This window comes from Flavobacterium ginsenosidimutans, assembly GCF_037478105.1.
Classification (GTDB): domain Bacteria; phylum Bacteroidota; class Bacteroidia; order Flavobacteriales; family Flavobacteriaceae; genus Flavobacterium; species Flavobacterium ginsenosidimutans.
In genome coordinates this window covers 1,011,794-1,031,156 of the sequence record NZ_CP147988.1, presented here as the reverse complement: position 1 = coordinate 1,031,156, position 19,363 = coordinate 1,011,794, and the positions used below count along the sequence as shown (strand labels likewise).

The 19,363-nt window shown below is 37.7% G+C and carries 11 protein-coding genes, 2 tRNA genes and 3 rRNA genes; 7 read left to right on the top strand and 9 right to left on the bottom strand.

Annotated features, from left to right (window positions below; all coding sequences use genetic code 11):
* Positions 1 to 79 precede the first annotated feature (79 nt).
* From kdpA to V6624_RS04620, 4 genes are all read right to left on the bottom strand, one after another.
* Positions 80 to 1,798 (bottom strand): potassium-transporting ATPase subunit KdpA, encoded by a 1,719-nt coding sequence (gene kdpA / locus V6624_RS04635; RefSeq protein WP_338841039.1) that lies wholly within the window; start codon positions 1,796 to 1,798, stop codon positions 80 to 82.
* A 92-nt stretch (positions 1,799 to 1,890) separates the two neighbouring features.
* The gene (gene kdpF / locus V6624_RS04630; RefSeq protein ID WP_081909388.1) at positions 1,891 to 1,968 is read right to left on the bottom strand and encodes a K(+)-transporting ATPase subunit F; all 78 of its coding nucleotides are present in this window, start codon (positions 1,966 to 1,968) and stop codon (positions 1,891 to 1,893) included.
* Between the two features lie 170 nt (positions 1,969 to 2,138).
* Positions 2,139 to 2,420 (bottom strand): DUF7674 family protein, encoded by a 282-nt coding sequence (locus tag V6624_RS04625; RefSeq protein WP_026730398.1) that lies wholly within the window; start codon positions 2,418 to 2,420, stop codon positions 2,139 to 2,141.
* Between the two features lie 370 nt (positions 2,421 to 2,790).
* The gene (locus V6624_RS04620) at positions 2,791 to 4,137 is read right to left on the bottom strand and encodes a sigma-54 dependent transcriptional regulator (RefSeq protein WP_338841035.1); all 1,347 of its coding nucleotides are present in this window, start codon (positions 4,135 to 4,137) and stop codon (positions 2,791 to 2,793) included.
* 167 nt (positions 4,138 to 4,304) lie between these two features.
* Between V6624_RS04620 and V6624_RS04615 the strand changes: the two genes are divergently transcribed.
* The gene (locus tag V6624_RS04615; RefSeq protein ID WP_338841033.1) at positions 4,305 to 5,516 is read left to right on the top strand and encodes a polysaccharide deacetylase family protein; all 1,212 of its coding nucleotides are present in this window, start codon (positions 4,305 to 4,307) and stop codon (positions 5,514 to 5,516) included.
* Between the two features lie 185 nt (positions 5,517 to 5,701).
* On the opposite strand, the gene V6624_RS04610 is transcribed toward V6624_RS04615, so the two are convergent.
* From V6624_RS04610 to V6624_RS04595, 4 genes are all read right to left on the bottom strand, one after another.
* Positions 5,702 to 9,241 (bottom strand): ABC transporter permease/M1 family aminopeptidase, encoded by a 3,540-nt coding sequence (locus V6624_RS04610; protein ID WP_338841032.1) that lies wholly within the window; start codon positions 9,239 to 9,241, stop codon positions 5,702 to 5,704.
* 4 nt (positions 9,242 to 9,245) lie between these two features.
* Positions 9,246 to 10,130, bottom strand: coding sequence for an ABC transporter ATP-binding protein (locus tag V6624_RS04605; protein ID WP_338841030.1), 885 nt, complete (start codon positions 10,128 to 10,130; stop codon positions 9,246 to 9,248).
* A gap of 115 nt (positions 10,131 to 10,245) precedes the next feature.
* Positions 10,246 to 10,452, bottom strand: a complete 207-nt coding sequence (locus tag V6624_RS04600) for a helix-turn-helix domain-containing protein (protein ID WP_012024053.1) — start codon at positions 10,450 to 10,452, stop codon at positions 10,246 to 10,248.
* Positions 10,453 to 10,454: 2 nt separating this feature from the next.
* A complete protein-coding gene (locus V6624_RS04595; protein WP_111283406.1) occupies positions 10,455 to 10,970 on the bottom strand; it encodes a DUF2975 domain-containing protein in 516 nt (171 codons plus the stop codon).
* Between the two features lie 174 nt (positions 10,971 to 11,144).
* Between V6624_RS04595 and V6624_RS04590 the strand changes: the two genes are divergently transcribed.
* From V6624_RS04590 to rrf, 6 genes are all read left to right on the top strand, one after another.
* Positions 11,145 to 12,161: an LLM class flavin-dependent oxidoreductase gene (locus tag V6624_RS04590; protein ID WP_111283408.1), complete on the top strand. Its 1,017-nt coding sequence runs from the start codon at positions 11,145 to 11,147 to the stop codon at positions 12,159 to 12,161.
* Between the two features lie 881 nt (positions 12,162 to 13,042).
* A 16S ribosomal RNA gene (locus tag V6624_RS04585) occupies positions 13,043 to 14,556 on the top strand.
* A gap of 123 nt (positions 14,557 to 14,679) precedes the next feature.
* Positions 14,680 to 14,753: transfer RNA gene (locus V6624_RS04580), tRNA-Ile, on the top strand.
* Positions 14,754 to 14,912: 159 nt separating this feature from the next.
* Positions 14,913 to 14,986 (top strand) — tRNA-Ala (locus V6624_RS04575).
* Between the two features lie 199 nt (positions 14,987 to 15,185).
* Positions 15,186 to 18,067, top strand: a 23S ribosomal RNA gene (locus V6624_RS04570).
* Positions 18,068 to 18,240: 173 nt separating this feature from the next.
* Positions 18,241 to 18,350, top strand: a 5S ribosomal RNA gene (gene rrf / locus V6624_RS04565).
* Together the 16S, 23S and 5S rRNA genes with 2 tRNA genes alongside form the textbook arrangement of a ribosomal RNA operon.
* 349 nt (positions 18,351 to 18,699) lie before the next feature.
* Here the strand turns inward: rrf and V6624_RS04560 are convergent.
* Positions 18,700 to 19,341 (bottom strand): response regulator transcription factor, encoded by a 642-nt coding sequence (locus tag V6624_RS04560; RefSeq protein WP_111287932.1) that lies wholly within the window; start codon positions 19,339 to 19,341, stop codon positions 18,700 to 18,702.
* Positions 19,342 to 19,363: the final 22 nt, after the last annotated feature.

Here is a 19,363-nt window from a genome sequence, read left to right as displayed (position 1 = left end):
TTGTGAAAGAGTAAAATGTGAGTTGTAAGATGTTATATGAGTTTGAGTTTTTACATCTCACATTTCACTTTTTCACATTTTACATTCCAAAATATTCCGCCAATGGACCTAAAGCCAAAGCTGGAAAGAATGATAAAGCAGCGATAATAGCGATTACGGCAAAAGTCATGATTCCGAAAATTGAGGTATCCGTTTTTAAAGTTCCCGCACTCTCTGGAATGTATTTTTTACCTGCCAATAAACCAGCAATTGCCAATGGACCAATGATTGGAATAAAACGGCTTAACAGTAATACAATTCCTGTAGTAATATTCCAGAACGGATTATTATCTCCCAATCCTTCAAAACCAGAACCGTTATTGGCAGCGCTCGAAGTATATTCGTATAACATTTCTGAGAATCCGTGATTTCCTGGATTGTTTAACCAGCCTGTTGCGTTTCCGTTAAACCAATAACCCATTGCAGTGTCATGCGCAGCAAAATAAGATGCTAAAGCAGTTCCTGCTAATATTAATAAAGGATGAAGAATCGCGATAAAAGCAGCAATTTTTACTTCCCGCGCTTCGATTTTCTTTCCTAAAAATTCAGGAGTTCGTCCAACCATTAATCCGGAGATAAATACAGCCAGAATAATGAAAATGTAGTAGTTCAAAATACCAACACCACATCCGCCGTAAAAAGCATTCACCATCATCGATAATAACTGCATAGTACCAGACATAGGCATTGAACTATCGTGCATACTGTTTACAGAACCTGTAGAAATTACTGTTGTAGCAATACTCCAGAAACCTGATATTGCGGGTCCAAACCGAACTTCTTTTCCTTCCATTGCTCCGGTTGCTTGTGCAATACCCATTTTTTCGATAGCAGGATTTCCGTTGATTTCACTCATAACTGTTGGAACAACCAAGAGTAAGAAACCAACCGTCATAACACCAAAAATAATATTCGCTAATTTTCTTTTGTTGAGATAAAATCCAAGTGCAAAAATCATCGCAAACGGAATAATCATTTGCGCCCAAAGCTCAACTCCATTCGTAAAATAAGTTGGATTTTCTAATGGATGCGCTGAGTTGGCTCCAAAAAATCCACCACCATTTGTACCAATATGTTTAATAGCAATAAAGGCAGCAGCGGGTCCGCGAGAAACTTCTACATGATCACCCTGAAGAGTTGTAATAGCATCTTTACCTTCAAATGTCATAGGAGTACCGCTGAATACTAGTGCTACAGCTACAATTGCTGAAAGTGGTAATAAAATACGAGTACAGCTTTTGATGAAATAATTATAAAAATTACCCAGTTTTTCTGTAGTTCTTTCTTTCATTGCTGTAAAAATCATTGCGGCAGCAGCCATTCCGATACCGGCAGAAACAAATTGAAGGAACATCAAGACGATTTGTGAAAGGTAAGAAACCCCGCTTTCGCCTGAGTAATGCTGTAAGTTGCAATTAACTAAAAATGAAATAGCAGTATTAAATGCCAAATCTGGTGACATTGAGGGATTATTATCTGGATTAAGAGGTAAAGATCCCTGAAATAATAAGACAAAAAAGCAAAGAAAGAACCAAACCATATTGATACTTAAAAGTGCTTTTAAGTGTTGTTTCCAGTTCATTTCTTCAGCCGAATTAATACCGCTGATTTTAAAAATAAATTTTTCAATTGGATTGAAAATCGGATCAAGAAGTGTTTTATCTCCTAAATAAACTTTAGCAATATATTTTCCTAAAGGAATAGCTAAAACAATGGTGAGGAGAAAAATACCAATGACGCCTAATAATTCTGTGTTCATAATATGTGAGTTTTTGTAAAATGTAAGATGTAATTTGTAAAAATGAGACGGACGCATAACATCTAACATCTCACTTATAACTTTTTACATTATTAAAATTTTTCAGGTTTGATTAATACATAAACCAAATACACGAAAACGGCGATTGAAATAATAAATAGTGCGGTCATGATTTAGATTTTTTCAAAAAATTCGACTGACATAAAACAAATTGCAAATAGCACCACGGCCAATGCGAGTAAAAGAAATGTGATCATAGGATTTATTTTAGATTTTAGTGTTCAGATTTTAGATTGTGTTTGATCGGTTAAACAATTAAACAGTTAACCGATTAAACTTTTTACACTCCTGATGCATTAACCTGCTTGATATATTCCGCTTTAAGTGTTTGCGGAAATAGATGAGAAATATTGCAGTGACGCACTTCCATAAAAGAAGAAACCGAAAAAACATACACATTAGAAATGGCATTTTTAGTTTCGATGCTTCCGGTTATGAATAAACGTTCGGCAAGAGCCAGACATTTCTTAGCTCTTACTATATTTCCAGAAATAATAGATTTTTTGGTTATCTCAGCAAACCGTTCGGCTTGTTTGTAGATTGAGGTTACTTGATTTTTCATTTGGAATGAATTTTTAATGTTCTCCCTCCTTATGCCAAAATATGTTCCGAAAAAGTTGATTTATAGCTAAAGTGTTGTAAATAAAAGGAATGTAGTTTTATGCCAAAAATCAGGCATAAAAAAAGCCTATCATTTTGATAAGCTTTTCTCGTTTTGATATGTTATTGTCAAGCTCCAGAGGAGCGAAATATTTATAGAAATGATGAATCCACATTTATCAAAGCCCCAGCGGGGTGACATATTTTTTCAGATTGCGTAGGTGTCGCTCCTCTGGAGCTTTTTATTATTGGCAATAAAATAATCTATAAATATGATGCTTCTCCGAAGCTTTGAGAATTGTAATTGATATTGAAATTGAATTTTGCAATTGTTATTGAATTTGATACTCTTCCAGCTTTCTATACAAAGTCGCAATTCCAATTTCTAATAATCGAGCCGTTTCTGCTTTATTCCCTTTAGTATAATTTAAAACCTTTTGTATATGCAGTTTTTCAACACTCTGCATCGAGAAAGCCGACATAGGTTTTGAATTATTTTCAGTTTGATGTTGTTGCATTTCGTATGGCAGAACATCCGAAGTTAAGGTATCGCCATTACTTAAGATAACCGATCTTTCGATTATATTTTTAAGTTCACGGATATTTCCCGGCCAGGAATAATTTTCTACTTTCTGCAGAAAATCATCAGAGATTTGTAATGTTTTTTTATTCGTTTTTTCGGAAAACTGTTTCACGAAATGATTTGTCAAAACGGCAATATCTTTAATTCTTTCTCTTAAAGAAGGCAATTTAATTTCGAAGATATTCAAACGGAAATATAAATCAGAACGGAATCGATGTTCATCACTTTCTGTTTTTAAATCTCTATTTGTAGCGGCAATTAATCTGAAATTTGATTTTTTAGGAGTCGTGTCACCAACCGGAATATATTCGCTGGTTTCTAAAACACGCAATAATTTGGCTTGAAGATCAATTGGCATTTCACCAATTTCATCAAGAAATAAAGTTCCGCCGTTTGCTTCTTCAATAAAACCCTTTTTATCTTTTACTGCTCCCGTAAAAGCGCCTTGTTTGTGACCGAAAAGTTCGCTTTCTAAAATTTCTTTTGTAAAAGTACTGCAGTTTAATGCCACAAAAGATTTCCCAACACGATTACTATTTTCATGAATGGCCTGTGCAAAAACTTCTTTTCCAGTTCCGGTTTCGCCAGTAAGTAAAACAGTCGAATCTGTTTTGGCTACTTTTTGTGCGAGATCAATAACTTGTTCAATTCCTTTTGATTTTCCAATAATGGTATTAAAAGAATATTTATCGTTAATACGTTTTTCTAATTGCTGAACTTTTTTCTGTAGATGTACTTTTTCGACAGCTTTATAAAGAAGCGGAATAATTTTATCATTATCGTCGCCTTTTACAATATAATCGAAAGCGCCATTTTTCATTGCTTGAACGCCGTCTGGAATATTCCCAAAAGCAGTCAGCAGAATAACTTCTGTCAGCGGAAAACTTCCTTTTATGTTTTGAAGAAAATCAACGCCATTTCCGTCAGGAAGTTTCACATCACATAAAACAACATCAATATGCGTTTGTTCCAGTTTTTTAAAACCGGATTTCAAATCTTTGGCTTCAAAAACTTCAAATCCTTCCGATTTTATAATACGAACCAGCAGACTTCTCAGTTTTTCTTCGTCGTCTATAATTAAAATTTTGTGTGTCATTTACAGAGATGCTAAATCAAATTTTGGTATTTGATGTACAAAGTTAGGTTTAAAATCTGTTCACTTTTTTGAATCGATAGAAATTATTTTAAGCAGTAGAATCAGTTTTAAAATATTTTTGTGAAAAAGAAATGTACTTTTAAGTCGAAAATGAACCACTAAAATTTATGTCAAAACGAATTCTCCTTATAATAGCTTTCTTAATCTTAGGAAGCTTTACTAGTTTTTCAAATGGAATTATCGAAAAAGATTCTTCAAAACCAAAGACCATTTCATTCAAAATAAAACTAAAATCGGCAGATAAAATTAAAATTGCTGTTTCGCAATTAAAATACAACAAACATTTCGCTTACAGTTTTACACTTGACGATGGTTACAGATCGGCTTATTTAACTGCTTTTCCATTATTGAATGGAGGAAAAATCAGTAATTCATCAATTAACGAATGGAAAATCGATCAAGGAGGAGACGGAACAACTTCGGAAGGACTTTTCTATTCGGACGGAATGGGAAATAAAATTCCGTTTAAATTAGCGTTAGCGATCAATGGAGGTTCAATTCGTGATTTACCGGCAAATCGCGGACATCTTTCGTGGCCGGAAGTTAAAGAAATGTACAATGCTGGTTGGGATATTTTGAATCACGGTTTCCATCACGCAACAAAACACGGAACGAATTATTTGACAGAAGTAACCGAAAACACCACTTCAATAAAACAAAATCTGGATTTTACTATGTCTCATTTTGTGGTTCCGGGCGGAGAAGGTGATGAGAAATATTATTTGGAATATGAAAAAGAGGCACTTAATAATGGACTTTTTTCTGCAGCATCTTATTATGGTGTTGAACCCGTTTTTAATGTCGATTCAAAAGTAAATCTAGATAAAATGATTACGGCTAGAACTTTTGTGCAGAGTTCAAAAGACACGACGAGTTTTAAAACGATGGATCGTTATTTAAAAACTATAGATTCAATTGTAAAACAACCTAATACAATTTGGTTTAACGAATTTACCCACGGAACAGGAAACACAAATCTGTGGAATTTAAGCATGCGTTTCCCTGATTTTAAATACTATATGACAACGCTTGCCAATAAATACGGAGCAAAAGGGAACGATTCTATCTGGATGGCACCTTGGCAGGAAGTTTACGAATACATTTGGTTAAGAGACAGAATTAAAGTCGATTTTCAGCAAAAAAATAAAGAAGTAATAGTTACAATTAAACTTCCGGAAATTCCAGAAACTTTTAGACATCAAGATATTTCTTTAGCAATTGATACTTCTTCAAAATTTCAAATCGAATCCAACAAAGATTTAAAAATTAAAGACGACGGAAAATCAACTCACAAACAGATTTTCATTCAATTGAAATAAAAATGTTTCATAAAAATTTAAACACATAGAAACATAGTTTTTTGGAATGTAGAAAAGGCGTTTCACTTGCATAAATTCACATAGCTAGCTATGTGTTAGAAACTAGTTTCTTTCGATTTTCTTTATGAGTAAAAGAAAAAAACTATGCTTCTATGTGTTTAAAAATTATTCTCACCGAAAAACTTCTAGTCAATTTCCTTTTCGTTGTCCTTTATAAAAGTATCAATATTCATTAAATACGGATCAATAACAATGCGTTGAGGTTTTGTTTTCAGTTTAACTTTACCTTCAACTTTATTGTTTTTGATTGCAAAAGGATAACGAAATAATTTCCCGTTTTCATCATAAATTCCAATATCTATTGTGGCGTCGTTTGCAATTAATTTTCGTTCTCCGGTGGCATTTTCCTTGTACTTTTTGGAATTAGCTATAAAAGAAACTTCATAAAAACCATTCTTTTTAATATTGGTGACTGATTCTATTTTGGAAGAATATGTGATAATCTGCTTAAACATTTCATCTAATTTAGAATATAGTTTTTGATCTGTTACAGCATAAATCTCTTTTAATAAATCTTCAGAATCAGGAAACGGATTTGGATATTTATAATGATTCAGAAAATTTTTCAAAGCCAGATTTACTTTTTCTTCACCAATTAAAACCCGAAGCTGATGCATTACCAGCATACCTTTATCATAAGGTAAATGCGGAGTTTCGTAATTTGTTTTATATAGAGGCGTTTCAGGATCATAACTTCGGCTGCTTAAATATAAATCGAGATGAATTTTTAGAGTTTCGAGCGCTTTTTCCAAGCCATGTTCTTTTTCATACAACATCAGTTCCGTGTATTGAGCCAGAGTTTCAGTCAAAATCCAGCTTCCTTCTTTTTGTTCTGGGCTTATTTGTGAATTTCCCCACCATTCATGCGACAATTCATGAGCAGTTAATTGATTAATTACATCTTCCTTATCCTTGTTGTTAAGGTTGCTGTAAAAACCGAAATTCTCTTTCATAAAAACTGTAGACGGATAAGAAGTCGCAGCAAATCCATCGGCGAAAGCAGAAACTTCGGCATAACGAATTGTTTTGTATGGATATTTACCAAAGTTATTCTGGCAGTAATCCAAAGTATTTTTTACATCCTGAATTAGTTTTTTAAAGTTTCTCGAATGTCTTTTATCATAATAAACTTCAATAGAAATCCCTTTATAATTCGTTTTTTGGATTTCATATTCAGCAGATGAAAAAGCAAACCGAAACGGAATCTTGCCGTTAGATTTATAATGAAAATAATTGCGCTCGTCTTTTTTCCAATTTCCAATTAAATCTCCAACGCCAATCGCTGTTTGATTTTGAGAAGTTGAAACCACAGCATCATAATCAACAAAATCATATTTAATTTCCGATTTGTCTTCTAGTTTTTTAAGAGGAGCTTGCAGTTTCAAATGCCTTTTTGCTCGTTCTTTTTTACTGCTGATTTCATTCGATTCCTGATAGCCAAAAAGCGGAAAGTAACGGCTTATTCGCATAAACGAACCATTTTCGATTATAGAATTAAAGGCAGTATGACTTTTAAATGGCGACCACGACGACTCAAAAGAAAAATTTATTTTCATTTTCTGCTGGGGCTGTAAAGGTTTTTCCAATCGATACCAATAATGATGAAATGCCGAAACATCGTCCAGGTTTTTCGAATTCGGAATTTCAACAGAAATCAGTTTCGAATTTCGATCTATATATAGGAGTAAACTATCAATAGGTTTTTCAGAATTATTAATCAATTTATAAGTGCCTCTTACTTCATAACGATTTTCTTCAGGAAATAAATCAACTTTACTTTCTACAGAAACAATCGCGGGCTGCGCAAGATTTGTATATTTTTTGAATTGCTTTTCATATTGCTCGCTCCAATTATTCTGATCTTCTTCGGTCAAATACGGATATTCGATATTCGTTTTATAAAAAAGATAACTTCCAAAACCAATAAAAAGAATAACTCCGAAAACAAAAGTTGTTTTTTGAATACCATTCAATAAATTTCTTCGAAAGGTTTTTACGATTGAAGCATTTCTTTTCCATAAAATTCCAGTCAAAGTAAGAAGCAGTAGAGCCAATCCGAAATTGTATAACACCGAAATATGAAACGGAAAAATATATTTTCCGAAACCATTCATATCAAAATATTCTCTTTTAAAAGCATTTCCAAATCGTAGTAAAGGATGCGAAATTCCCAATTGTTCTCCAATTCCCGTACAGAACAAAATGCAGACAAAAGCAGCAGCCGAAAGTCCGATATATTTATTTTTAATAAAAGTCTGAATCGCAATTACCAAAATCGAGATCAACAACAACGGAAATCCCAGATAATAAAACAAAGAAAAGTAAAGACCAATTTCGATTGGAGCATTTGCATTCACAATCTGAAAACTGCATCCAATCAAAATACTAATGCTGATAATGATTAGTGGAATAATAAAAAGTGTCGTCAATTTTGCCAGTAAAACCATAAATTGAGAATATGGTGCGGTATTTTCGAGCATTTCAAATCTCGAATTTTCGCTTCGGTTTAATAATTCATTGCTGTAAAAAAGTAAAATCAACATCAGAATAAACGGCAAACGATCCATTATCGTGGAAATCATCAAAGCCGTATCTGTAATTTTTTCCGCTAATCGAATTCCGCCGTCAATTTCATCCGAAATTTCGATTGCCAATAATCCTGAAAATAAAAGAACAATCAATAAAAACGGAATTCCTTTTAGAACTAAAAAAATATCTAGTTTGATATTGCTTTTAAAAACAGCAAAATTATGTCTGAAGGTTTTGAATTCAATGTTTTTTGGAATTTCCGAAGAAAAGATTTTTGCTTGTTTTGAAATAACTTTAAGCATTTTTACCTTTTTGGATTTCGTTTTTCGGAAAGAAAACAAGCGATAGGAAATAAAAAGCAAAAACAGTGAAACCAAAATCCACAATAATCGGTTGAATAAAAAGTTCCCCGAAAGCGAAACCAATTCGGTATTTTTTTCAATTGAAGTCCAATATCTTGTTTGTTCTAAAAAAGCAGCCAAACCAAACGGGTCTATTTTTGCAGCCAAAGACATGGCTTTCGCCGAAGATGGAGAAGCATTTGCAAATATGGGCGAATTAGAAAAAATCGAACCCGCGATATATAAGATATAAATTAATAAACCGCCAACATAAATAAAAAGTTTACTTCGCGTAAGCCAAGCCAAAGCCGTCAATATAGAAAGGCACAAGAAAATATTCGGAATCACAATTACAAAATACGGCCAGAGATAATTTATTATTTCAAAAGGACCAATTTCACTTTTAGAAAGCCATGACATTTGGTGTCCAATGATCATTCCGACGATAAACATTCCAAAAGAAACTACCGCGATTGTAAACGCGGTAATAAATTTAGGCGCCAAATATTGAAACTTAGAAATAGGAGAGGAGAAAATTATCGAATCGAATTTCGTTTCATATTCTTTTAAAAAACTTTGTGCGACCTGAAGCGTAATCGAAAAAATCGTCATTAGCGAAATCAGGCCAATCGCATAGGTAAGCACATACGGACTATTTTTGTAAGCACCCGAAAAAGAGAAATTCGCAAAAGCACTCACAAAAAATCCTAAAACCAAATAAATGATAAACGTGGCATAAAAAGTCCAGCTTCTGGTATTGTTATGCCATTCAAATTGAATTAATTTAGAAAGCATAACATTAATTTTTAAGTTGATTTTGAGCTAAAACACTAAAATAAACATCGCTTAAATCTGGCGATATCAATTCGAAGCCAGAATCTGGTTGTTCATCTGAGAAAACATGAATATTGATTTTTCCTGAATTTAAGTTGGACGAAATGATATTAAAATTCGATTGATGTTCTTTCAGTTCTGCTTTTTCAATCGCTTTCATCCAGATTTTATCTTTCAAAGAATCGATCGCTTCATTTGGTTTTCCTTCCAAAATCAATTTTCCGTTGGAAATAATTGCCATTTTTGGACATAAATCGCGAATATCTTCTACAATATGAGTTGATAGAATGACGATAATGCTTTCGCCAATTTCGCTCAGCAAATTATTAAATCGGTTTCTTTCTTCCGGATCAAGTCCCGCAGTAGGTTCATCCACAATAATAATCTTCGGATTTCCCAGTAAAGCCTGAGCAATTCCAAACCTTTGGCGCATTCCGCCAGAAAAAGAATGAACCGCTTTGTCTTTATGCTGTAGTAAATTCGTCTGCTGTAATAAATACAAAATTTGATCGTGACGTTCCTTTTTTTCGACGATTCCTTTTAAAACCGCCAAATGATCGAGCAGGCGATAAGCAGAAATTTTAGGATAAACGCCAAATTCCTGTGGCAGATAACCCAGATTTTGCCTGATGAACATTGGATTTTCCAGAATATTAATTCCGTTAAATTCAATACTTCCCGAAGTAGGTTCCTGCAAAGCGGCAATAGTTCGCATTAAAGTCGATTTTCCGGCGCCGTTTGGTCCTAATAAACCAAACATTCCGTTTGTAATTTCAAGCGATAAATTGTCAATCGCTTTTGTGCCGTTCTCATACGTTTTGCTGAGATTTTGGATTGATAAACTGTTCATTTTTTGATTGATTTTGATGATTGAATTAAACTATGATTTGAAAAAATTAGGCAATAGAATACCTGTCGGCTTCAAAAACCGATTTATTAAGAGTGAAATAAGATTTAAAAGAAAGCTATTCTGCCACGTATTCTAAAATATCGCCAGGCTGACAATCCAATATTTTACAAATAGCTTCGAGAGTATCAAACCGAATTCCTTTTGCTTTTCCAGTTTTTAGAATCGATAAATTAGCAGGTGTAATATCTAGTTTTTCTGCCAACTCTTTACTCTGCATCTTGCGTTTGGCAAGCATTACATCAACATTTACAATTATTGGCATAGTTATATAAATAAGTCTTGTTCGTTCTGAAGGTTTAAACCTTGTTTAAAAATGGCTGCTAAAAAGTAAGCGAAAACGCCAAGCATTCCGTGCAATAGAATAAAAATCGAAACTTCATTATCCAGCGGAACAAAAAAGAAAGCCACAAATATTACAATACCCGGAATTAATAAATTGGATAAATAGAAACGCCTTAAATGAGAAATTCCATTTACAGTAAATAATTTAGGCTGAAAAAATACCTTAAAAACATTACTACTCAATAAAAAGAAAAGTCCGTACAAACTCAACGGCGCCAAAAAATCAAAAAGAATATAAGGCAGGTTGTAATCGCCAAGCATTAAAGGATGCGAAGTAAAAGGATAACAAACCTGAAAATACTTTCCGTTGTCTTTAAATGTCAGAAACAATCCTGTAATTAATGTAAAAACAGAATATCCGGCCAAAAAGAAATAAATCACAGACAAAAATCGGGTAAAGTAAAATAATATTTTGGATACAATATGAGTTGTCTTCATATATAGAAAAGTTAGATTGATATTGCAAATGTATAATTAATTATCGTAAAACAATAATTAATTGTTAAAAATTATATTCTTGAAGCGTTTCAGAAATATTATAAATCTATTAACATTAGAAAACAAAAGGCATCCGTATAAATGAGTTAATTTTGTAGACTAGCATTTTTTTATATGAAAAACCCAATTTCAGTCTCATTATTAGACCTCGCTATCATCACTCAGAATAGCAATGCCACAGAAACATTTCAAAAAACAAAAGACATAGCGCAATTAGCAGATACTTTAGGATACAAGCGATTTTGGCTTGCAGAACACCACAATATGGCACACGTTGCAAGTACAGCAACGGTTGTTTTAATTGGTTATGTAGCAAGTCAGACCAAAAATATCCGTGTAGGTTCTGGCGGAATTATGCTTCCGAATCATTCTCCTTTAGTAGTTGCTGAGCAATTTGGGACCCTGGAAACACTTTATCCAAACCGAATCGATTTAGGTTTAGGAAGAGCGCCGGGAACAGATCAGCCAACTGCCGAAGCAATTAGAAAAGACTTTTTCGAGCAGGCACAGCGTTTTCCGCAAAACGTAAGCAAACTTCAAGAGTATTTTTCAAGCGAAAATGAAACAGGAAAAGTACGCGCATTCCCAGCTGAAGGACTAAAAGTTCCTATCTGGATTCTAGGTTCAAGTATGGATAGCGCTGCTTTGGCAGCAGCTTACGGATTGCCTTATGCTTTTGCCGGACACTTTGCGCCAAAACTGATGATTCAGGCATTTGAATTTTATAGAGAAAATTTCCAGCCTTCAGAATATTTAGATAAACCGAAAACAATGGCTTGTCTGAATATAATAGCTGCAGATACCAATGAAGAAGCAGAACTATTGTCTACAAGTTTGTATCAAATGTTTCTAAACCTAATTAGAAACGATCGCAAAGGTTTACAGCCGCCAGTTCCGTCACTAGATGATATCATGAACGAACAAGAACGTTTCCATGTCAATCAAATGACAGCCGGAACTTTCACAGGAAACAAAGAACAATTAATAATCGATTTGAAAAAGTTCATTGACTACGCAAGAATCGACGAACTAATGGTAACCAGTCCAATCTTCGATCATCAGGCAAAACTAAAAAGCATTCAAATCACCAAAGAAGCAATCGACAGCCTAAATGAAAGTATACATATATAATTATACTATATAATATTAAGAGTAGATTTCCTTCTCACAACCCGACAGGTTTTAAAAACCTGTCGGGTTTCTTTTTTTGTACATATATATAAGGTATGATTTGAATATTATGATTTTTCAGGAGCCATTTCCCGCTATCCGCTCCAATCTTTTGCTTTTTAAAGAAAAAAGCAAAAGGATTTCCGCTTCTATCGGGGCTAGGGCATCGGTTTCCAGAAGAAATAAAAGGCTAAACTTGGCATCTTGGCGCCTTTGCGGGATTAAAAAGAGAAGAAAAGAAGGCTTTGCGCCTTAGTGCCTTCGCGGCAAAACAGCAAAAGCAATAGCCAAATGCAGAAAAACCCCACAAGAGGATAAAAAACTTTGCTCTGTAAAGAATCCGTTATCAGCGAGTTAGGAAAAAGTTTTAAAAAAGATCAAAAAAAGGCGGACAAAAAGCTTGCGCAAGCGGAAAAAGGTTCTACTTTTGCACCCGCAACAGCGAAAGGCGCTCATCGAAATACTGGCAGGAAAGAAGAATCGGAGGAAAAGAAATTTTCTGAAAAAAGATTCGGAAAAGCTTGCGGGATTTGAAAAAAGCTTTTACATTTGCACCCCGCAAAACACGGAAGTTCATTGAGAGACTGGAAGGAAAATTGAGAAAAAAGAAACGAAAAAAAGTTTCAAAATTTTTTTAAATTTTTCTTGCGAGAAACAAAAAGAATTTTTAGTTTTGCACCCGCTTTGAAACATAGGCGAAGACAAAAAGAAAGACACGTTCGTAGACATATTGAATTGACAGCCGTTTTAGCAGAGATGCTAAAACAAAAAGAATAAGAGCAGTAGAATCGCAAGATTCGAAAAGAACCGATAGATTTCGTCGAGATATAATATAAAAATATACGATGAAGAGTTTGATCCTGGCTCAGGATGAACGCTAGCGGCAGGCTTAACACATGCAAGTCGAGGGGTAGAGGCTTTCGGGCCTTGAGACCGGCGCACGGGTGCGTAACGCGTATGCAATCTGCCTTTCACAGAGGGATAGCCCAGAGAAATTTGGATTAATACCTCATAGCATTATGACCCGGCATCGGGATATAATTAAAGTCACAACGGTGAAAGATGAGCATGCGTCCCATTAGCTAGTTGGTAAGGTAACGGCTTACCAAGGCTACGATGGGTAGGGGTCCTGAGAGGGAGATCCCCCACACTGGTACTGAGACACGGACCAGACTCCTACGGGAGGCAGCAGTGAGGAATATTGGTCAATGGGCGCAAGCCTGAACCAGCCATGCCGCGTGCAGGATGACGGTCCTATGGATTGTAAACTGCTTTTGTACGGGAAGAAACACTCCGACGTGTCGGAGCTTGACGGTACCGTAAGAATAAGGATCGGCTAACTCCGTGCCAGCAGCCGCGGTAATACGGAGGATCCAAGCGTTATCCGGAATCATTGGGTTTAAAGGGTCCGTAGGCGGTCTTGTAAGTCAGTGGTGAAAGCCCATCGCTCAACGGTGGAACGGCCATTGATACTGCTGGACTTGAATTACTGGGAAGCAACTAGAATATGTAGTGTAGCGGTGAAATGCTTAGAGATTACATGGAATACCAATTGCGAAGGCAGGTTGCTACCGGTGGATTGACGCTGATGGACGAAAGCGTGGGTAGCGAACAGGATTAGATACCCTGGTAGTCCACGCCGTAAACGATGGATACTAGCTGTTGGGAGCAATCTCAGTGGCTAAGCGAAAGTGATAAGTATCCCACCTGGGGAGTACGTTCGCAAGAATGAAACTCAAAGGAATTGACGGGGGCCCGCACAAGCGGTGGAGCATGTGGTTTAATTCGATGATACGCGAGGAACCTTACCAAGGCTTAAATGCAGACTGACCGATTTGGAAACAGATCTTTCGCAAGACAGTCTACAAGGTGCTGCATGGTTGTCGTCAGCTCGTGCCGTGAGGTGTCAGGTTAAGTCCTATAACGAGCGCAACCCCTGTTGTTAGTTGCCAGCGAGTCATGTCGGGAACTCTAACAAGACTGCCAGTGCAAACTGTGAGGAAGGTGGGGATGACGTCAAATCATCACGGCCCTTACGCCTTGGGCTACACACGTGCTACAATGGCCGGTACAGAGAGCAGCCACTGGGTGACCAGGAGCGAATCTATAAAGCCGGTCACAGTTCGGATCGGAGTCTGCAACTCGACTCCGTGAAGCTGGAATCGCTAGTAATCGGATATCAGCCATGATCCGGTGAATACGTTCCCGGGCCTTGTACACACCGCCCGTCAAGCCATGGAAGCTGGGGGTGCCTGAAGTCGGTGACCGCAAGGAGCTGCCTAGGGTAAAACTGGTAACTAGGGCTAAGTCGTAACAAGGTAGCCGTACCGGAAGGTGCGGCTGGAACACCTCCTTTCTAGAGCCTGAGTGTTAGCCTTATGGCACGCTTGGGAAAATGATGGAATCTGAAGTTCTGGATCCCAGATTGTACTGCTCTTGCTGTTAATTTAAAAAAATGATAAGAAATTAAGTAAAACAGAGTCTCGTAGCTCAGCTGGTTAGAGTACTACACTGATAATGTAGGGGTCGGCAGTTCGAGTCTGCCCGGGACTACTAAAAACTTCAGATTTAAGATTATAGATTTTAGATTTAAGAAGGAAAACTGAAAAGCTTGATTTTAAAGGAAATTCTGGAAGCTGGGATTCACCAAAGGAAATTAGAGAAGAATTAAGAAATCTAAAATCTGAATTCTAAAATCTAAGATTTAAAATTGGGGGATTAGCTCAGCTGGCTAGAGCGCCTGCCTTGCACGCAGGAGGTCAACGGTTCGACTCCGTTATTCTCCACAAGAAAGTACAAAGATTATAGTACAAAGTATCAAGACAGCAGTCTTAATGCCTAATGCGAAAATCTTGATACTTATTAAAGTTCATTGACATATTGAGATAAGAAAATAATAAGAAAGTAGAAAGCGTTTTTTATTGAGCATCAGTGCAAAATATAAAAAACAAACAAAACGGTCTTGTTTTAAATGGCAAGATTGGTGCAATAAGCAAAATAAGGGCGCATGGGGGATGCCTAGGCTCTCAGAGGCGATGAAGGACGTGATAAGCTGCGAAAAGCTGCGGGGACGGGCACACACCGATCGATCCGCAGGTATCCGAATGGGGCAACCCGCTATATTGAAGATATAGCACACCGATAGGTGGGCAAACCCGCTGAACTGAAACATCTAAGTAGGCGGAGGAGAAGAAAACAAAAGTGATTCCGTAAGTAGTGGCGAGCGAACGCGGATTAGCCCAAACCAGGATTGTTACGGCATTGCTGGGGTTGTAGGACCGCGATATTTCATGCACAAGGAACCGGAAGCTTCTGGAAAGGAGCGCCACAGAGGGTGAGAGCCCCGTATGGGCAACAAGTGTAATGGATAGCGGTATCCTGAGTAGGGCGGGGCACGTGAAACCCTGTCTGAATTTGGCGGGACCATCCGCTAAGGCTAAATACTCCTGAGAGACCGATAGTGAACCAGTACCGTGAGGGAAAGGTGAAAAGAACCGTGAATAACGGAGTGAAATAGATCCTGAAACCATGCGCCTACAAGCGGTCGGAGCCCTTTCGTGGGGTGACGGCGTGCCTTTTGCATAATGAGCCTACGAGTTAACGCTGCTGGCAAGGATAAGTGGTTAAGCCATGGATCCGCAGCGAAAGCGAGTCTGAATAGGGCGCTTTAGTCAGTAGTGTTAGACGCGAAACCGTGTGATCTACCCATGGGCAGGTTGAAGCTGTGGTAACACACAGTGGAGGACCGAACCGGTTGACGTTGAAAAGTCTTCGGATGACCTGTGGGTAGGGGTGAAAGGCCAATCAAACTCGGAAATAGCTCGTACTCCCCGAAATGCATTTAGGTGCAGCGTTATTTTAGTTATATAGAGGTAGAGCTACTGATTGGATGCGGGGGCTTCACCGCCTACCAATTCCTGACAAACTCCGAATGCTATATAATGATTGATAACAGTGAGGGCTTGGGTGCTAAGGTCCAAGTCCGAGAGGGAAAGAACCCAGACCATCAGCTAAGGTCCCCAAATATATGCTAAGTTGAAAGAACGAGGTTTGTCTGCCCAGACAGCTAGGATGTTGGCTTGGAAGCAGCCATTCATTTAAAGAGTGCGTAACAGCTCACTAGTCGAGCGGACGAGCATGGATAATAATCGGGCATAAGCATATTACCGAAGCTATGGATTTGCATGTATTTGCAAGTGGTAGGGGAGCATTCTGACAGGGCTGAAGGTGTATCGTAAGGTATGCTGGACCGGTCAGAAAAGAAAATGTAGGCATAAGTAACGATAATGCGGGCGAGAAACCCGCACACCGAAAAACTAAGGTTTCCACAGCTATGCTAATCAGCTGTGGGTTAGTCTGGACCTAAGGCGAACCCGAAAGGGACAGTCGATGGCCAACGGGTTAATATTCCCGTACTTCTTATTGCTGTGATGGGGTGACGGAGTGATGAAAGCGCCGCGAACTGACGGAATAGTTCGTTAAAGCACCTAGCTATAGGGTCTCTAGGCAAATCCGGAGATCTTGGTGAAATGCGATAGTACTCGGAGTCTTCGGACAAAGAGATAGTGCGCCTAAGGGCTTCCAAGAAAAACCTCTAAACTTCAGGCAGTAAGAACCAGTACCGTAAACCGACACAGGTAGTTGAGGAGAGAATCCTAAGGTGCTCGAGAGATTCATGGCTAAGGAATTAGGCAAAATAGACCTGTAACTTCGGGAGAAAGGTCGCCCCGAGCAATCGGGGCCGCAGTGAAGAGGTCCAGGCGACTGTTTATCAAAAACACAGGGCTCTGCAAAATCGTAAGATGAAGTATAGGGCCTGACACCTGCCCGGTGCTGGAAGGTTAAGAGGAGATGTTATCTTCGGAGAAGCATTGAATTGAAGCCCCAGTAAACGGCGGCCGTAACTATAACGGTCCTAAGGTAGCGAAATTCCTTGTCGGGTAAGTTCCGACCTGCACGAATGGTGTAACGATCTGGACACTGTCTCAGCCATGAGCTCGGTGAAATTGTAGTAACGGTGAAGATGCCGTTTACCCGCAGTGGGACGAAAAGACCCTGTGCACCTTTACTATAGCTTAGTATTGACCTTGGATAAATGATGTGTAGGATAGGTTGGAGACTATGAAGCGGCGTCGCCAGGCGTTGTGGAGTCATTGTTGAAATACAACCCTTTGTTTATCTGAGGCCTAACCCCGTATTGCGGGGGACAGTGCTTGGTGGGTAGTTTGACTGGGGTGGTCGCCTCCAAAAGAGTAACGGAGGCTTCTAAAGGTTCCCTCAGTACGCTTGGTAACCGTGCGTAGAGTGCAATGGCATAAGGGAGCTTGACTGAGAGACATACAGGTCGATCAGGTACGAAAGTAGAGCATAGTGATCCGGTGGTTCCGCATGGAAGGGCCATCGCTCAAAGGATAAAAGGTACGCCGGGGATAACAGGCTGATCTCCCCCAAGAGCTCATATCGACGGGGGGGTTTGGCACCTCGATGTCGGCTCGTCACATCCTGGGGCTGGAGAAGGTCCCAAGGGTTGGGCTGTTCGCCCATTAAAGTGGCACGCGAGCTGGGTTCAGAACGTCGTGAGACAGTTCGGTCTCTATCTACTGCGGGCGTTAGAAATTTGAGTGGATCTGATTCTAGTACGAGAGGACCGAATTGGACTAACCTCTAGTGTATCTGTTGTCCCGCCAGGGGCACCGCAGAGTAGCTACGTTGGGAAGGGATAAGCGCTGAAAGCATATAAGCGCGAAACCCACCACAAGATGAGATTTCTTTTAAGGATCGTGGAAGATGACCACGTTGATAGGCTACAGATGTAAAGGCAGTAATGTCATAGTCGAGTAGTACTAATAATCCGTAAGCTTATGCACACCCTTTTCCCGATCCGCCTTGGCGGATCGGGAGGAAACTTTCTAAATAAAGCTTGCTTTTCTTTATCTCAGTATGTTAAAATATTTGCAGCCAAGCTGCAGTTGAAGGTTATCAGTTGGCAGCTGGCGGAGAAATCCATCAACTAGCAACTATCAACCGCCAACAAAAACCTTAAGGTGGTTATTGCGGCGGGGCTCACCTCTTCCCATCCCGAACAGAGAAGTTAAGCCCGCCTGCGCAGATGGTACTGCATTATTGTGGGAGAGTATGTCGTCGCCTTTCTTTTAAGAATCCTCATCATGTATTTGATGGGGATTTTTTGGTTTTAATGGTATGCTGGAATGGGATACATTAATACTGAATAACATCTAATTTAAAATATAAAATCACTATTTATAGTGATGCGAAAGAGAAAGTGGAGTAGTAGTTTTGCATTAAAGTTACAATGTGTCAAATTATAAATTTGGAGAATTATAATTGATCTGTTTGCAAGTATTCTTGCGTAGCTTTAATTTGATTTCAAACTAAAATAATATTTTTTAATTTGAAATCAAATATTATTACATTACTTGCTCGAGTAATTAGTATTAGCATTGGGGAGCTTTACGACATTATTCGGGCTTAGTAATAATTAATCAACTAAACCATTTTCAACTGCATATTTTACGAGACCTGCCGTATTTTTGGCATTTATTTTAGATAATAAGTTACGGCGGTGTGTGTTTACGGTATTTAAACTGATAAAAGTCTTTTCGGCAATTTCTGCTGTATTGTATTCATGTGCAATGAGTATTAAAATTTCTTTTTCTCTTGAGCTTAAATCAGCTAAATTGGAAACTTGTTTTTCAATTTTTAAACTGTTCATTAAATGTTTTTCTTCTAATTCTTCTGCAAAATAGTTTTTACCAGATGCAATAGAATTAATCGCCTCAAGAAGTTCTTCCTTCTCAGCATTCTTTAATAAATAGCCATTTACGCCAATGCGTATTAATCTCGAAACAATCATAACATTGCTATGCGTACTTACAATTAGAATTTTGATGTTTGGATATTCTTTCCTTAAAATTTTGCTCAATTCAATTCCATCCATTTCAGGCATACTAATGTCTAAAATTATAAAATCGGTAGTGCCTTTTTTAATGATTTCTAATGCTTCAATTCCATTTATTGCTTTGTCAACTATAGTTATATTCGGTTCCTGTTCCAATAAAGAAATAATTCCTTGTAAGAACATAGTATGATCATCGGCAATAAGCAGGTTTATTTTATTCATAAACAAATATATTAGTTGCTTT